Source organism: Sessilibacter corallicola (assembly GCF_021290925.1).
GTDB lineage: Bacteria > Pseudomonadota > Gammaproteobacteria > Pseudomonadales > Cellvibrionaceae > Sessilibacter > Sessilibacter corallicola.
This window is the reverse complement of record NZ_JAJSLX010000002.1, coordinates 1,481,354-1,496,744: the sequence shown is the minus strand read 5'-3', so window position 1 is coordinate 1,496,744 and position 15,391 is coordinate 1,481,354. Positions and strand designations below refer to the sequence as shown.

Genomic DNA, 15,391 nt, shown 5'->3' with positions numbered 1-15,391 from the left:
TAAAAACCTACATCAAAGAACAGCTCGCGGATAAGAACCCAGCACTTTCACGTCTGCAGCGTGAAGGTCGATAACTTTCAATGCTTCTTTTACTGAGTAGTCAGAGATATGACCATTGAAATCAATAAAGAACACATAATTCCAAGCGCCAGTTTTGGATGGGCGCGTCTCGATTCTGGTTAAATCGATATTGTGCTGGTGGAATGGTTGCAACAAGCTATGAAGAGCACCTGGCTGATTTTTCATCGCGACCATAATTGACGTTTTGTCGTCGCCCGAAATAGGAACCGGCTCGCTGCCAATAATTAAGAAACGCGTCGAATTATCGGGCTGGTCTTCAATCTTTTCATTCAGAATGTGCAATCCATACTGATGGGCTGCCAACTCTCCAGCAATCGCCGCTGAATTCCATTCACCTTTGATTCGTCTTGCCGCCTCGGAATTACTGTTCACAGCAACACGCTCTACGTGCGGATAGTACGCGTCTAACCATTTACGGCACTGGGCCAACGATTGGGCATGGGAATATACACGGGTGATGGAATCAATTTTAGTGACATCGGATACCATCAAATTTTGGTGAATTCTAAGCTCAACTTCACCGCAAATTTTCAATCCCGAAGTCATGAAATTATCGAGGGTATGATTGATAACACCTTCGGTGGAATTCTCAACAGGAACCACACCGTAATTAACGCTGCCAGATTCAACTTCACGGAAGACATCGTCAATCGCGGGCATGCTTGAGGTTCTTGCAGAATGACCAAAGTGTTTTAAAGCAGCTTGCTGAGTAAAGGTCCCTTCTGGGCCGAGATAAGCAACAGAAACTGGACGCTCCAGCGCCAAACAAGCGGACATAATTTCACGGAATAAACGCGCCATTTCTTCATCGTTAAGCGGGCCTTCGTTTAAATCCATAATTTTGCGCAATACTTGAGCTTCGCGTTCAGGGCGATAAAAAACAACAGGCTCATCATCTGATTTAAATTGATGTTTAACCGCAGCGACTTCTTGCGCAAGTTGTGCTCGATTATTTATCAACAGCGCGATTTTTTTGTCGATATCATCGATACCGTCGCGCAACACTGTAAGTTTTGCCTCTTCTTCACTCGACATACCACTAACAGTGCTATTTTTTGAGTTATCAGATGTCATTGCTCGTAAACCTTAATTAAAAATCCATTCCGTTCGGTATGTACAACTACACATTCATAATTTTCTGAAAATCCGCCGGCCAGGCAAGTGAATCTATGAACGCCCTTCGCTCTGACCAGTGGACATTAAATGGAAACAGAAATTTATGAATTTTCCTCTTCATTCGTCGATGAATCTGAACTTTCTTGCTCGTCTTCACTGTCAGAATCGCTGGAAGATTCTTCAATGCGCTGTACACCTACCAAGTGCTCAGCTTCTTTAAGCTTAATTAATCGTACACCTTGAGTGTTACGACCTGACAAAGATACTTCATCTGCGCGAGTGCGCACCAGTGTACCTTGGTCACTGATTAACATCAGCTCATCGCCTGAGAAGACCTGGACACCGCCAACGACTGAGCCATTACGCTCAGAATCCGCCATCGCGATTACACCTTGAGCGCCACGTCCTTTCGTTGGGAATTCAGAAGTCAGTGTGCGTTTGCCGTAGCCATTTTCACTGACGGTAAGCACCATTCCGTCTTCTTTTGGAATTACCATAGAAATGACGCGCTGGTTTTCATGCAGCTTAATGCCTCGCACACCGCGAGAACTTCTGCCCATGGGTCGTACATCAGACTCTTTAAAACGAGCCGCCTTACCGGCAGAGCTCAACAAAAGAACATCGCAATCGCCGTCAGTCAATGCGGTCTCAACTAGGTGATCACCTTCGTCAAGCACGATAGCAATCAAACCAACACTTCTTGGGCGGGAGAATTGAGAAAGCGGAGTTTTCTTAACGGTGCCGTTTTCGGTCGCCATAAAGATAAAGTGATCTTCATCGTATTCGCGAACCGGAAGAATAGAAGTGATGCGTTCATCTTCTTCAAGCGGCAACAAGTTCACCATTGGGCGGCCGCGAGACTGACGGCCTGCCACAGGAATTTGGTACACCTTTAACCAGTACACTTTACCAGCACTGGTAAAGCAAAGAAGTGTGTCGTGAGTGCTGGCGACTAACAAGTGCTCAACGAAATCTTCGTCTTTCACTGCCGTTGCCGCTTTACCCATTCCACCCCGACGCTGCGCTTGATAAGCGTCGAGCGGTTGAGTTTTCGCATAGCCACCGTGGGAGATGGTAACCACTCGATCTTCTTCGCTGATAAGATCTTCAACGTTGAGGTCGGATTGAGAGTTTTGGATTTCAGTTCGACGCTCGTCACCAAAGTTCTCTTTGATTTCGGTTAATTCTTCACGAATAACGGCCATCAAACGCATTGGATCGTTGAGAATTTCGAGAAACTCACTGATTTGTTTCAGCTTTTCTTCGTATTCGGCAAGCAGCTTATCGTGCTCCATGCCGGTCAAACGATGCAAACGCAATTCTAAAATAGCATTGGCTTGTTCTGGCGAAAGGAAATACTCGCCGTTTACAACGCCGTACTGAGCTGGCAAACCTTCTGGACGACAGGCATCGGCACCAGCACGTTCTAAGAATTGGGAAACGTTGCCGATAGGCCAACCACGAGCCATCAATCCGGCTTTAGCATCGGCAGGCGTCGCAGAACTTTTGATCAGCTCAATAAGAGGATCAATATTCGCAATCGCAATTGCTTGACCTTCAAGAATGTGGCCTCGGTCGCGAGCCTTACGCAGCAAGTAAACGGTGCGTCGGGTAACGACAGTGCGACGATGTAGAATGAAGTGATCGAGTAATTCACGCAGGCTTAATATTTTTGGTTGACCATCAACCAGCGCGACAATATTGATACCAAACACAGTTTGCATTTGGGTTTGGGCGAATAAATTATTGAGAACAACTTCACCGGATTCGCCGCGTTTCAATTCGATAACAACGCGTAATCCGTCTTTATCGGACTCGTCTCGTAATTCAGAAATACCCTCTAATTTTTTATCTTTTACCAGTTCTGCGATCTTCTCAATAAGACGCGCTTTATTGAGCTGGTAAGGAATTTCCGTGACGATAATGGTTTCTTTGTTGGTCTTTTCATCGCGCTCGATTTCAGTTTTAGCACGAACATAAATACGACCACGACCGGTGCGGTAAGCCTGCACAATTCCCGCGCGACCGTTAATGATGGCGCCGGTAGGGAAATCAGGGCCGGGAATAATTTCCATCAAACGATCGATTTCAATAGAGGAATCGTCAATAACCGCCAAGCAGGCGTTGATCACTTCTCTGATATTGTGTGGTGGAATGTTTGTCGCCATCCCCACCGCAATACCAGACGAGCCGTTCACCAATAAGTTAGGAACACGAGTAGGCAAAACTTCTGGAATGAGTTCATTGCCGTCGTAGTTTTCAACGAAATTAACGGTTTCTTTATCGAGGTCAGATAAAAGCTCATGGGAAATCTTCGCCATGCGAATTTCGGTATAACGCATAGCAGCGGCACTATCGCCGTCAATGGAACCGAAGTTTCCCTGTCCATCAACCAAGGTGTAACGCATGGAAAACGGCTGAGCCAAACGAACGATGGTGTCGTAAACAGCAGAATCCCCGTGCGGGTGATATTTACCGATTACATCACCAACAACACGTGCGGATTTTTTGTAGGGTTTGTTCCAGTCGTTTTTAAGTTCATTCATCGCGAACAAAACACGGCGATGAACAGGCTTGAGCCCGTCACGAACATCGGGTAGCGCCCGCCCTACGATTACGCTCATGGCGTAGTCGAGATAAGACTGCTTGAGTTCGTCTTCAATGTTTACTGGATGAATTTCTTTTGCGATTTCGGCCATATAGTTTTATTTGCCTGAATTGCGTTAAATCGTTTGCAATATTCCGGTGTGAATTTATCTGCTTTGTTCGCGAACTAAAGGCAATGAAGTGCCGTTATCGAACAACTTAAGCTTTGATGAGTAAATGCCCATAAATTTGCCGATACCCTACGCATTACTTTTCGAAAAACTCAAACGCCTCACATTTGGCGCTCAAAAATTAATCGTTATGCGTAACTACAATATCGCAAATATGACACCTACACCCAATCGAATGCAGAACGCACTTTTCATATCCCTTGAATGGCGCAGTAAAGCGGGATTCTACCATAAAATCAGTAAGATACGTACTATTGTTGATGCTTGAAGTGGGCCGAGACAGTTATACTCAAAAGGACTTGATCTAAACACACAATTAGCAATCAAAAAGGTTGGTTTTCAAACAAATGAGTATAGAAAATTCCAGCGATAAGCCATCACCCACCGCAAAACTTGAAGTTGACCTTTTAATCTCTGCCAAATGGCTGGCGACCGTCGATTCTGACAACACATTATTGAAAGATCACACTGTTGTTGTTAATCAAGGAATCATCGTCGATATTTCGCCGACAATAAGCGTTGCAGAAAAATTCATTGCAAAAAACGCCGTTGAGTTGCCTAACCAACTGTTAATTCCGGGATTAATCAACGCGCACGGGCACGCAGGAATGGCATTGTTTCGAGGCTACGCCGACGACTTGCCATTAATGACTTGGCTCAATGATCACATGTGGCCAGCAGAAAGTGCGCACGTTAGCCATGAATTTGTTCACGACGGCAGCCAGCTGGCAATTGCCGAAATGATTAAATCTGGAACAACCTGTTTTGCCGACATGTATTTTTTTCCCAAAGCAACCATTGAAGCCGCGAAAAAAGCAGGAATGCGCGCTTATATTGCGCCACCGGTTTTTGATTTTCCGAGCAACTGGAAAAACGGATCGCAAGCGTACATAGACGCTATAACAGAACTGGCATTAGAGCAGCAAAATCCAGGTTCGAACGAGCTAATTACCATCGCCTTTGGTCCGCACGCGCCATACACTGTCGGTGACAACACGTTTGAAGCCATACTCACCGCCAACCAAAACTTACAGCTGGGCGTTCATATTCACGTTCACGAAACCGAAGCTGAAGTTGAACAGAGCATCAAGCAACACGGCCTACGACCGCTACAACGGTTGAAAAATCTCGGCGTTTTATCCCCGAAAACACAGTGTGTTCACATGACGCAAATCTGTGGCGAAGACATTGAAATCCTCAAAGAGACTGGCGCATCGGTGATCCACTGCCCTCGCTCAAACATGAAACTCGCCAGCGGACAAACCCCCATTCAGCTAATGCGAGAAAACGGTATTCCAACCGGATTAGGCACTGACAGCGCGGCGAGTAATAACAGTCTCAACATGATCAGTGAAATGACTCAAGCGGCACTGCTGGCAAAAGTCACCGCAAACAATGCCGAGGCATTATCCGCAGAACAAGCGCTACAACTTGCAACCATTGATTCAGCAAAAGCACTTGGCCTGGATCATAAAATCGGCAGTATCGAAATCGGAAAACAAGCGGATATAACCGCGGTAGATCTGAGTAAAATCGCTCAACAACCGGTATACTCACCGTTGAGCTCGCTGGTGTATTCCGAATCCAGTCAATCGGTCAGTAATGTCTGGATCAATGGCAAACAGCTTCTTGAAAACGGTTGTTTAACCACGATTGATGAAAGCGCGGTATTATCAAAGACTCAACAATGGCGCGAAAAGCTTGAGCACTAATGCCTGTGATATTAAAACCGGGCAATATAATTTTATATAGATATTCAAACGTACAGATAAGACATTCTTATGGCAAATGTAGACCCTTCAGAATTGGCTAAATTTGAAGCTAGCGCCGAGCGCTGGTGGGATAAAAACAGCGAATACAAAGCGCTTCATGACATCAACCCAATTCGGTGTAATTACATTGAAGAGACTCAGCCAGTGGCTGAGAAAAAAGTTCTAGATGTTGGTTGTGGTGGTGGAATTTTAAGTGAAGCACTAGCACTAAGAGGCGCCAGCGTTACAGGAATTGATTTGAGTACGGCGCCACTTGAAGTTGCCAAATTACACGCACTTGAAACAGGCGTCGATATAGATTATCAAAAAGTCAGCGCAGAAGATTTTGCTCAAGACCACAAAGAAGCATTTGATATCGTCACCTGCATGGAAATGCTTGAGCACGTTCCCGATCCCGCTTCAATTGTTAGAGCCTGTGCAAGCATGGTTAAACCTGGCGGATATCTGTTTCTTTCTACGATTAATCGCAATCCCAAAAGCTACGGCGCCATGATTGTAGGTGCAGAATATTTACTAAAAATAGTACCTAAAGGCACTCACGACTACAGTAAATTTATCAAACCTTCAGAATTAAGCACGATGGTTCGGCACGCCGATTTATCCATTCGTGACATCACAGGCTTGGTCTACAATCCATTAACAAAAGATTTTAAATTAAGCCCGAACGATGTCGATATCAATTATTTTATAACCGCACAAAAGCCGGAATAAATTTGTGACACAAGCCGTGGTGATAAACGCTGTGAAAGTGGATTGCATTTTATTTGATTTGGACGGAACACTTCTGGATACCGCGCCAGATTTCGTCCACATATTAAATAGCATGCGCAAAGAGCAACACTTGCCCGCGCTAGACCCACAAATTATTCGCGATACCGTCTCTGGCGGTGCACGTAAAATGGTGGGATTAGCGTTCGGTGGCCAGCAAGGTGAACCTAAATTCGATAAAAATTTAGCAACCTTTCTGGAACGATACCACGAGCAAATCATTAACCTTACCAGTCATTCACAATTGTTTGACGGAATGGATACGCTGCTCCACACCTTAGAAAATAAAAATATTGCTTGGGGAATTGTTACCAACAAGCCGGAACGTTTTTCTACACCGTTAATGACTCAATTAAATCTTAAACCACAGGTTTTGATTTGTCCCGATCACGTTAACGAAGCCAAACCCAGTCCTGAACCACTGCTGCTGGCGTGCGAAAAATTAAATAAAAAACCGGCAACCAGCATTTATGTTGGCGATCACAAACGCGACATCGACTCAGCCATCGCAGCCAATATGAAATCAGTCGTTGCCAATTGGGGATACTTTTCTGAAGAAAACCCAAAAGAAGCTTGGCAAGCAGACTGGCTGGCTCAGACTCCCAGCGATATTTTAAATTTTATTTAGCATAAGCAACTATTTAATTAACGATTATTATGTTTTTACCTGATACCTTTACAATCTCCGATAATTTACTCAAAGACAAAGTGATTGTTGTCACCGGCGCAGGAGATGGCATTGGAAAAGAAGCCGCCCTCACCTTTGCTAAGCTTGGGGCAACCGTCATCTTAATGGGCCGAACCATCGCTAAGCTAGAAATGGTTTACGACGAAATTGAAGCGGCCGGTAATCACGAAGCAGCGATCTACCCAATTAACTTTGAGGGCGCTGTTGAGAAAGATTACGAAGATATGTATCTGAAACTCAATGAAGAATACCAACGCTTAGACGGCCTATTAATTAACGCCGCCGAGCTTGGCGCCAGAACACCCATCAGTAATTACGATACCGAAGCCTGGTACAAATTAATGCAGGTGAATCTACATTCTCCATTTATGATGATCAAAGCGTTAACGCCACTGCTCGAAGCTGCAGAGAATGCCAGCGTTGTAACGACAACGTCTTCAGTTGCGGAAAAAGGTCGTGCTTATTGGGGTGCGTATTCAGTTTCAAAATCAGCGCTTAGAAACTTAACCGAAATTCTTGCCGATGAATGGGAAGGAACCAATAACGTAAGAATTAACTCGATAAATCCTGGCGCAACAAGAACCAGCATGCGCGCCATGGCTTATCCAGCTGAAAACCCAGAAACTGTCGTACCAGCACAAAAACATATGCCGTTGTACACTTACTTAATGAGCGACGAAAGCACCGATGTTAACGGCGTTCATTTTGATGCGAAAAAACTGGCTTAAACAAATATTGATTTATACTAGAGTTTTTCAAAACTTACTTGCACTTGTCACTTTTTTCATAAGGTAATGATTAAGTGCAAGTAAGCTAAAAATGATTAGAACCTGCGATGCATTAGGATGCCTTCAGTTTTCTATAAAAAACTTTGAAAAGAGCACCAACACCAAACAACAGAAACACCCAAAACTTTTTCAGCAAAACCACCAATATCGCCAGAGCACCGGTTTTAGCAATCACCTTTCCAGCCACTAACGCTCCTAAACCGTAAGCCGCCACCTGATCAATATCGGGATCAAAATCCGCATAACGCGAGCCTTGCTCAAAGTTGGCAAGTGCCAGTACGGTATCCAACTGGCTTTCTATTTCGGGTAATTGATTAATATCGGCAATAAAATTCAGCACCAATACGCCTTTGCGCCCCAAAACACGAATATTGTAATTCAGTGTATTAGTCGCACTTGAACCGAACTTATATTCTTTTGCCCAGTGCAGCTTATTCTCAGCTTGATCATAAAATGGATGCGCAGCCCAGCCTACTAACTCAATCGCGTCATAACCTTGCTCAACTCGTGCCTTACTTTCTTCGCGAGCATCACGCTGCAATTGCAACAAGAGTTCAGCATAATCAATCTCTTCAGCGTCTTTATCAGAGACATAGCCGTCTTCTTCATACTCAATAGTAACCGCCCATGAATCAGAATCAAACGGAGTACTTCCAGCGGGAAGTAACATACCTAACGGTTTATTGCCTTCTGGATTACCCCACACATCCACTAATACTTTTTGGGAATCGCTGCTATTTAAAAAATAAAAAGAGTCAGGAATATTCAATGTGGCGTTGGCCTTATTCAACTCGACCATTCCGGTTTGCAGCTCAAACGAATCCCACAACTGCTGAGCCCATTCAATATAAGCTTGATCCTGCTCAGATACCGCTTGCTCATCCGAAGCTTCTTGCGCATAAATTCGTGGCGTAAACACACCGGCCATTACCACTAACATCAGCACTGCAAAAACAATTTTCATCTTAAAAATATTCCTAGTAGCCGCCAAAATTCAGGCACATCATCCGTTCATCCATATACCACTAGTACTTCTTAGCCATAAATTGTCTCACGCGGGAACTTTTTATTTTCAATTAGGCACTTTCAACAAACGCTCGAAAAGTTGACGATTGAAATTAAAGACATCGAAGTGATGCATATGAACAGAAAGTTGACCAAGAAGTAAAAGTGCAACTCTTTGAAAGGAACTGATTAGAGCGAAGGGAGATGCAGTTTGAAAAAACAATAATAGAGTTTTAAGAGAAAATAAATTTGAGGCCAAAAAAAGGCCTCAAATTACGTCAGAGATGTTATACGAAAAAGTATTTTTATTTCTTTTTCTGTTTCTGAGTTCGTTTTTGTAGCAACGCCTTTTTGTCGGTACGCTTAAAAGTTTTTTTCTTATTTTTGTTAGCGTAAGGATTGTCTGTTGTCTTAAATTCGATTCTCACCGGCGTGCCATGCAAATCCAAAACGCGTCGGAACGTTTTTTCTAAGTAACGGCGATAATGGCTAGGTACAGAATCAGTTTGATTACCGTGAATAACAATAATCGGCGGATTATGCCCGCCCGCATGCGCGTATCGCAATTTAATTCGACGACCATTAACCAACGGAGGTTGATGAACGCTAACCGCATCTTCAAGAATTCGGGTTAACTGGTTGGTCGATAACTTATCCGTTGCTGATGAATACGCTTTTTCAACGGATTCATAAAGATGGCCAACGTTAGTACCGTGCAACGCGGAAATAAAATGCATATCGGCAAAGTCGACAAACTGCAATCGACGCAGCAATTCATTTTTAATGTAATCTTTGTGTTCGCTGTCGAGGCCGTCCCATTTATTAAGTGCTAATACCACACCTCTTCCCGCTTCAATAACTTGCCCTAACAAATGCAAATCTTGCTCAACAATACCTTCTTGGGCATCCATCAATAAAATAACTACGTTTGCATCCGAAATTGCCTGCAGCGTTTTTACGATGGAAAATTTCTCTACCGCTAGAGAAATATTTTTTCGACGGCGTACTCCGGCGGTATCAATAATGGTGTAATTTTTTTCATTACGCTGATAATGAATATAAATGCTGTCGCGCGTTGTACCTGGCATGTCATAAACAACCACCCGGTCCTCACCCAACATGCGATTTACCAACGTGGATTTACCCACGTTAGGACGACCAACAACCGCAATTTTTAAACTGTCGATATCATCGTCGTCGGCTTCAACCGGTTCAGGCAACACATCCAATATGGCTTGCATCAATGAACGTACACCACGACCATGAGTTGCAGTCGTAGGATGCAATTCTCCAAGCGCTAACTCATAAAACGGCGCTACCACAACATCGTGATTGTTACCGTCAATTTTATTAGCAACAACAAGTACTTTTTTACTTTGCTTGCGCAAGTGATTGGCAATCATCTGATCTGTGGAAGTAAGACCCGCCCTACAATCAACCACAAATAAAACCAAATCGGCTTCATCAATTGCCGCTAATGATTGACTCGCCATCACCGAATCGATGCCTTCATCTTCGCCGCTCAAACCGCCGGTATCAACAATCATGCATTTACGGCCCAGCAAATTAGCTTCACCGTATTTTCGGTCGCGAGTCAGACCTGAAAAGTCGGCAACTAATGCATCCCTGGAGCGAGTAAACTGATTAAAAAGCGTGGATTTACCAACATTAGGGCGACCCACAAGGGCAATAACAGGCAACATTTATTATCAATACCAATATGATTACGTAAATTTAGGCTACACGAATAACGATCATGCAGTTTCAAATATAGAATTATGGGGAGAGTTTAACATCAAGAGGAATTGTGTGTGAGTGTTCCAACAGATAAGCCATAAAATAGAAAACTGCTCATTCACCATTCAGTGAAGAGCAGTTTTGAAATGTTTATTCAGTAAAACAATCAAAAACGAGATTTATTGCGCGATTGCTTCAACCTGATAGGCGTGTAAAGTACCGCGATTATCCAACACATAAGCGGTATCTGCGAACACAACAATTGGCGCATTCACACCAGAACCAGACACTTTACGTCGACCTAAATAATCGCCAGATTCAGCAGACAATACGTGTAAGTAGCCCTCACTGTCGGCGATTAATACGTAATCACCCAATACCGCAGGCCCGGTTAACTTACGTCGCAGCATTTGGTCGTTGGTCCAAACCGGCTCACCGTTGGCCACGTTATGAGCTTTGACTTCATCGTTATCAGCGGTGACAAACACGGAGTAGCCGTTGGTTGAAAGACCGCGATAAGTAGAAGTATCTACTGCCCACAAACCACGACCAGAAGAACGACTGACGGCAACCATTCTACCTTGGTAGCTGGCAGCGAATAACAAGTCACCCAACATAACCGGTGAACCGTCGATATCAACCACGCGCTCTAGATCGGTTCGGCCTTTCGGAATGGCCACTCGAACATCCCACTGAGCAATGCCATTGCGAGGGTTTAAACCAATCACTTTGCCGTTATCAAACCCAGCAGCAACGATAGTGTCGGTAACTAACGGCGAAGATGTGCCACGAAAAGTCAGCAAAGGCGCCGTGTTGTCGTAGAGCCAAACTTGCTCGCCCGTTGTTACGTCAAGACCGTGAAGGCGACCATCAATGGTGTGCACGACCACTAATTTGCTGTTCAACTGAGGCGCAGATAAGACTTCGGTACTGACTGTGACTCGCCACAATTCTGAGCCATCGTCTGCATTTAACGCGATAACTTCACCGTCATAAGTACCGACGGCAACCGTTGTAGTATTGGCACCAACACCACCAGAGATGTTTTTACCAACCTTTTCTTGCCACAGTTTTTTTCCAGTCGAACTGTCAAAAGCGTAAACACGACCTTTGATATCAGCGGTGTAAGCTCGACCATTAGCTAGCGCAGGTACGATCTTGGCCGCTTTTTTATCGTCGATTTTGCCGCCAGACTTGGACCAAAGCTGATTCACTTTGATTTGCTTACTGACTTTCACCAGCGGCGAAGGCTGAACTTCTTTCGGGGTACTAGAACAAGCGGCAAGCGCAAATATCGCCAGCGCAACAATTACTAAACGCATCAACTTACTCTGCCTCTGCCAGCTCAGGCGAAATTGAACGTTGCTCAGAAAGCTTCATATCAATAAAACGACGACGATTAAAATCGGACTCAGGTAGGTTATCCAATGCGATTTGATAAGCTTTTGCGGCTTCATCGGACTTATTTTGAGCTGCGAAAATATCACCGCGAATTTCTGCGTAAGAGCTTTTTGCAGATTCTTCAGGGCTGGTTTTCACCAACGCTAACGCTTTGTCGTATTCACCCATAGCGTACAAAACGCGAGCTAATCGCTGATCAATCACAAAATTCAGCTTTTCGTTGGCGTTGTCTGTTTTTGCCCACTCCAATTGCAATTTGGCTTCTTCCAAATTGCCATCTTCGGCAGCCAGTTTAGCCATAAGTAATGCAGCACTGGTCGAATAGAAGCTACCGCTGTACTCGTCTTTGAGTTGAGAGCCTAAGCTTCTCATGCGGTCAGCGTCTTCATCGGCAATTTGGCCATTTTGGCTTTCAGAACCGGCTTCGATCATCGATTGAAATAAGTTTGAAGCACCTTCTTTTTGCGCGACTTCATGGGTCTTCCAAGATTCCCAACCAAAATAACCAGCAACAGCAACGACGACAGCACCGACGGTAAACATGCCGTTTTCTTTCCACCAGCGTTTTAACGCTTCAATTTGTTCTTCTTCTGTTAGGTGTGACGCCACACTTCTATCCTCATTTCTGTTCAATCACGAACGGTTACTTTTTATACTAAGTAATCGATCGCGATTACCAATTCAAAAAATACACTCGATGCAGCCATAAAAACCAGCTCGCTATTCTAGCGATAAGCGATTGATTTCGGGAGTATTTATTATTAATTAATGTACTTTTATTAAACTTTTAAGCTTTTCTACGACTTCACTGACCGGCAGAAATTCCTGTTCGGACGCCTGACGCAAACTTTTGAAGCCAACTTGATTATTTGCGACTTCATTTTCGCCAACAATCAGAGCCCAATCGGCACCTGATTTATCAGCTTTTTTCATTTGACTCTTAAAGCTGCCACCGCCACTGTTGTTCAAGAGTTTTAAAGACGGTAACTCATCGCGCAACTGCTCAGAGAGCTTCATGGTGAATTCATCAACTTTACCGGCAGCAACAAGATAAACCTCAGCCTGCTGATCTAAGCCTTTGGGTACAAGATTCAATTCTTCTAATAAAAGAACCAAGCGCTCTGCGCCCATACCAAAACCAACTGCTGGCGTTTCACGACCACCCAGCTGCTTGGTTAAACCGTCGTAACGACCGCCAGCACAGACAGTGCCCTGAGCACCCAACTTATCGGTCACCCACTCAAAGACGGTTTTGTTGTAGTAATCCAACCCACGCACCAAACGCGGATTGATTTTGTATGAAATACCTAACGAATCAAGCAGAGTGCACAAACTCTCGAAGTGCTCTTTGCTGTCGTCATCGAGATAATCCATTAAATTTGGCGCATCATTGAGCAATACTTGGGTTTCTGGATTTTTACTGTCCAAAATACGCAAAGGGTTGGTGGTTAATCGGCGCTTGCTGTCATCATCGAGCTGTTCTTTAAATTGGCTCAAATACTCAACCAGTGCCGCTTTGTAGTTGGCTCGGGATTCCAAACTGCCAATGCTGTTAAGCTCCAACGTAATACAATCAGAAACACCCAATTCACGCCACAAACGTGCGGTCATAGCGAGAATTTCAACGTCGATGTCAGGACCGTTGAAACCAAACACCTCTACGCCAAACTGATGGAATTGACGCAAACGGCCTTTTTGGGGGCGTTCGTGACGGAACATCGGACCGAAATACCAGAGTTTTTGCGTTTGATTGTACAACAAACCGTTCTGCTCACAGGCGCGAACACAAGCGGCGGTTCCCTCTGGGCGCAACGTTAAACTGGTGCCATCTAAGTCATCGAACGTGTACATTTCTTTTTCGACGATATCGGTTACTTCACCAATAGATCGCTTAAAAAGCTCTGTTTTTTCCAGAATTGGGAAACGAATAAGGCGATAACCGTATGACTCGAAAACGCGCTGTATTTTGCTTTCCAGGTATTGCCAGGTAGCAGAATCCCCCGGCAAAAGGTCGTTCATGCCTTTAACAGATTGTATTTTACTCAATGTTTTTCCTAACGTTATTCTTTAATCAGTGCTGCCATCACCGAAAATCGTCGGCAATGAAGAATGTATTCTGCGAATACAGATAATATTAGCTTTTAGCGATTAACTGATCCAATTCGACTTGCTTGTCTTTCGCGCGCGTACGAATCATTTTTTCCAAATTATCGACTAAATTCTCATTGGTTAGCTTTGAATCAGGATCACCGCCAACGTAAATTAAGTTTGGCTGACCACCCGCCAAGCCAATATCGGCTTCTTTTGCTTCGCCCGGACCATTCACTACGCAGCCAATAACTGCCACATCGAGAGGTGTGGTGATATCTTCCAAGCGCACTTCAAGCTCGTTCATGGTTTTAATTACGTCGAAGTTTTGACGAGAACAACTCGGGCAAGCGATAAAATTAATGCCTTTGGTTCTGAGCCTTAAACTTTTTAATAAGTCCCAGCCAACCTTAACCTCTTCCACGGGATCGGCAGCGAGTGAAATACGCAAGGTATCACCGATGCCGTCCATTAACAGCGCCCCCAAACCAACTGCGGATTTCACGGTTCCACCGCGCAAACCACCGGCTTCGGTGATGCCTAAATGCAGCGGTTGCTCAATTTGAGTGGCAAGTTTACGGTAGGCAGCAACGGCCATAAAAACATCGGATGCTTTTACCGACACTTTAAAATCCTGGAAATCGTAACGATCTAGGAATTCAACGTGACGCATCGCTGATTCAACCAGTGCATCAGGCGTGGGCTCGCCGTATTTCTTTTGGATATCTTTCTCTAGAGAACCGGCATTAACGCCAATTCGAATGGGGATATTTTTGTCTTTAGCTTTCTCAACGACAGCCTGGATACGCTTTTCACGACCGATGTTACCGGGGTTGATACGCAAACAATCAACGCCCAAATCAGCAACGCGCAGTGCAATGCGGTAATCGAAATGAATATCGGCAACGAGCGGAATATCCACTTGTTTGCGAATTTCCCCAAACGCTTCCGCAGCATCTAATGAAGGCACAGAAACTCGAACAATATCGGCGCCTGCATCCTGAATTCTTTTAATTTGACCGACTGTTGCTTCTACATCCGTCGTTTCTGTGTTGGTCATGCTCTGAATAGAAATAGGAGCATCACCACCCACTGGGACATCGCCCACCATTATCTGGCGCGATTTGCGTCGAACAATCGGAGATTGGAACTGCATAGTAAACTCTGAGT

General features: G+C 44.5%; 12 protein-coding genes. 4 read left to right on the top strand and 8 right to left on the bottom strand.

Annotated elements, in window-relative coordinates; all coding sequences use genetic code 11:
• Window positions 1-12: 12 nt before the first annotated feature.
• Both pheA and gyrA read right to left on the bottom strand, forming a co-directional pair.
• Complete coding sequence (gene pheA, locus LU361_RS13765; RefSeq protein ID WP_434064669.1) at window positions 13-1,155, bottom strand: prephenate dehydratase; 1,143 nt, start codon at window positions 1,153-1,155, stop codon at window positions 13-15.
• Between the two features lie 143 nt (window positions 1,156-1,298).
• Complete coding sequence (gene gyrA, locus LU361_RS13760) at window positions 1,299-3,896, bottom strand: DNA gyrase subunit A (RefSeq protein WP_233089408.1); 2,598 nt, start codon at window positions 3,894-3,896, stop codon at window positions 1,299-1,301.
• A 425-nt stretch (window positions 3,897-4,321) separates the two neighbouring features.
• Between gyrA and LU361_RS13755 the strand changes: the two genes are divergently transcribed.
• The 4 genes from LU361_RS13755 to LU361_RS13740 all read left to right on the top strand — a co-directional run bounded on the left by LU361_RS13755 (window position 4,322) and on the right by LU361_RS13740 (window position 7,930).
• Entirely contained in the window at window positions 4,322-5,686 is a 1,365-nt protein-coding gene (locus tag LU361_RS13755; protein ID WP_233089407.1) for a TRZ/ATZ family hydrolase, read from the top strand.
• 69 nt (window positions 5,687-5,755) lie between these two features.
• Window positions 5,756-6,457 (top strand): bifunctional 2-polyprenyl-6-hydroxyphenol methylase/3-demethylubiquinol 3-O-methyltransferase UbiG, encoded by a 702-nt coding sequence (gene ubiG, locus LU361_RS13750; protein ID WP_233089406.1) that lies wholly within the window; start codon window positions 5,756-5,758, stop codon window positions 6,455-6,457.
• A gap of 4 nt (window positions 6,458-6,461) precedes the next feature.
• On the top strand, window positions 6,462-7,142 hold the full coding sequence (locus LU361_RS13745) for an HAD family hydrolase (RefSeq protein ID WP_233089405.1): 681 nt from the start codon (window positions 6,462-6,464) through the stop codon (window positions 7,140-7,142).
• Between the two features lie 29 nt (window positions 7,143-7,171).
• Window positions 7,172-7,930: a YciK family oxidoreductase gene (locus LU361_RS13740; protein ID WP_233089404.1), complete on the top strand. Its 759-nt coding sequence runs from the start codon at window positions 7,172-7,174 to the stop codon at window positions 7,928-7,930.
• 112 nt (window positions 7,931-8,042) lie between these two features.
• On the opposite strand, the gene LU361_RS13735 is transcribed toward LU361_RS13740, so the two are convergent.
• From LU361_RS13735 to ispG, 6 genes are all read right to left on the bottom strand, one after another.
• Window positions 8,043-8,954 carry a DUF2167 domain-containing protein gene (locus tag LU361_RS13735; protein ID WP_233089403.1) on the bottom strand — a complete coding sequence of 304 codons (912 nt, stop codon included), beginning with the start codon at window positions 8,952-8,954 and terminating at the stop codon, window positions 8,043-8,045.
• A gap of 346 nt (window positions 8,955-9,300) precedes the next feature.
• Entirely contained in the window at window positions 9,301-10,698 is a 1,398-nt protein-coding gene (gene der, locus LU361_RS13730; protein ID WP_233089402.1) for a ribosome biogenesis GTPase Der, read from the bottom strand.
• A 213-nt stretch (window positions 10,699-10,911) separates the two neighbouring features.
• Window positions 10,912-12,054, bottom strand: coding sequence for an outer membrane protein assembly factor BamB (gene bamB / locus LU361_RS13725; protein WP_233089401.1), 1,143 nt, complete (start codon window positions 12,052-12,054; stop codon window positions 10,912-10,914).
• Window positions 12,055-12,058: 4 nt separating this feature from the next.
• Entirely contained in the window at window positions 12,059-12,742 is a 684-nt protein-coding gene (locus tag LU361_RS13720) for a YfgM family protein (protein ID WP_233089400.1), read from the bottom strand.
• Window positions 12,743-12,898: 156 nt separating this feature from the next.
• Window positions 12,899-14,179 (bottom strand): histidine--tRNA ligase, encoded by a 1,281-nt coding sequence (gene hisS / locus LU361_RS13715; protein WP_233089399.1) that lies wholly within the window; start codon window positions 14,177-14,179, stop codon window positions 12,899-12,901.
• An 88-nt stretch (window positions 14,180-14,267) separates the two neighbouring features.
• Window positions 14,268-15,377 carry a flavodoxin-dependent (E)-4-hydroxy-3-methylbut-2-enyl-diphosphate synthase gene (ispG, locus tag LU361_RS13710; RefSeq protein ID WP_233089398.1) on the bottom strand — a complete coding sequence of 370 codons (1,110 nt, stop codon included), beginning with the start codon at window positions 15,375-15,377 and terminating at the stop codon, window positions 14,268-14,270.
• Window positions 15,378-15,391: the final 14 nt, after the last annotated feature.

What these genes read in the sequence shown, in the direction of transcription:
- gyrA (WP_233089408.1), bottom strand. Translation starts at nt 3,896, where the DNA reads ATGGCCGAAATCGCAAAAGAAATTCATCCAGTAAACATTGAAGACGAA.
- LU361_RS13755 (WP_233089407.1), top strand. Translation starts at nt 4,322, where the DNA reads ATGAGTATAGAAAATTCCAGCGATAAGCCATCACCCACCGCAAAACTT.
- der (WP_233089402.1), bottom strand. Translation starts at nt 10,698, where the DNA reads ATGTTGCCTGTTATTGCCCTTGTGGGTCGCCCTAATGTTGGTAAATCC.
- bamB (WP_233089401.1), bottom strand. Translation starts at nt 12,054, where the DNA reads ATGCGTTTAGTAATTGTTGCGCTGGCGATATTTGCGCTTGCCGCTTGT.
- pheA (WP_434064669.1), bottom strand. Translation starts at nt 1,155, where the DNA reads ATGACATCTGATAACTCAAAAAATAGCACTGTTAGTGGTATGTCGAGT.
- ispG (WP_233089398.1), bottom strand. Translation starts at nt 15,377, where the DNA reads ATGCAGTTCCAATCTCCGATTGTTCGACGCAAATCGCGCCAGATAATG.
- ubiG (WP_233089406.1), top strand. Translation starts at nt 5,756, where the DNA reads ATGGCAAATGTAGACCCTTCAGAATTGGCTAAATTTGAAGCTAGCGCC.
- LU361_RS13735 (WP_233089403.1), bottom strand. Translation starts at nt 8,954, where the DNA reads ATGAAAATTGTTTTTGCAGTGCTGATGTTAGTGGTAATGGCCGGTGTG.
- LU361_RS13740 (WP_233089404.1), top strand. Translation starts at nt 7,172, where the DNA reads ATGTTTTTACCTGATACCTTTACAATCTCCGATAATTTACTCAAAGAC.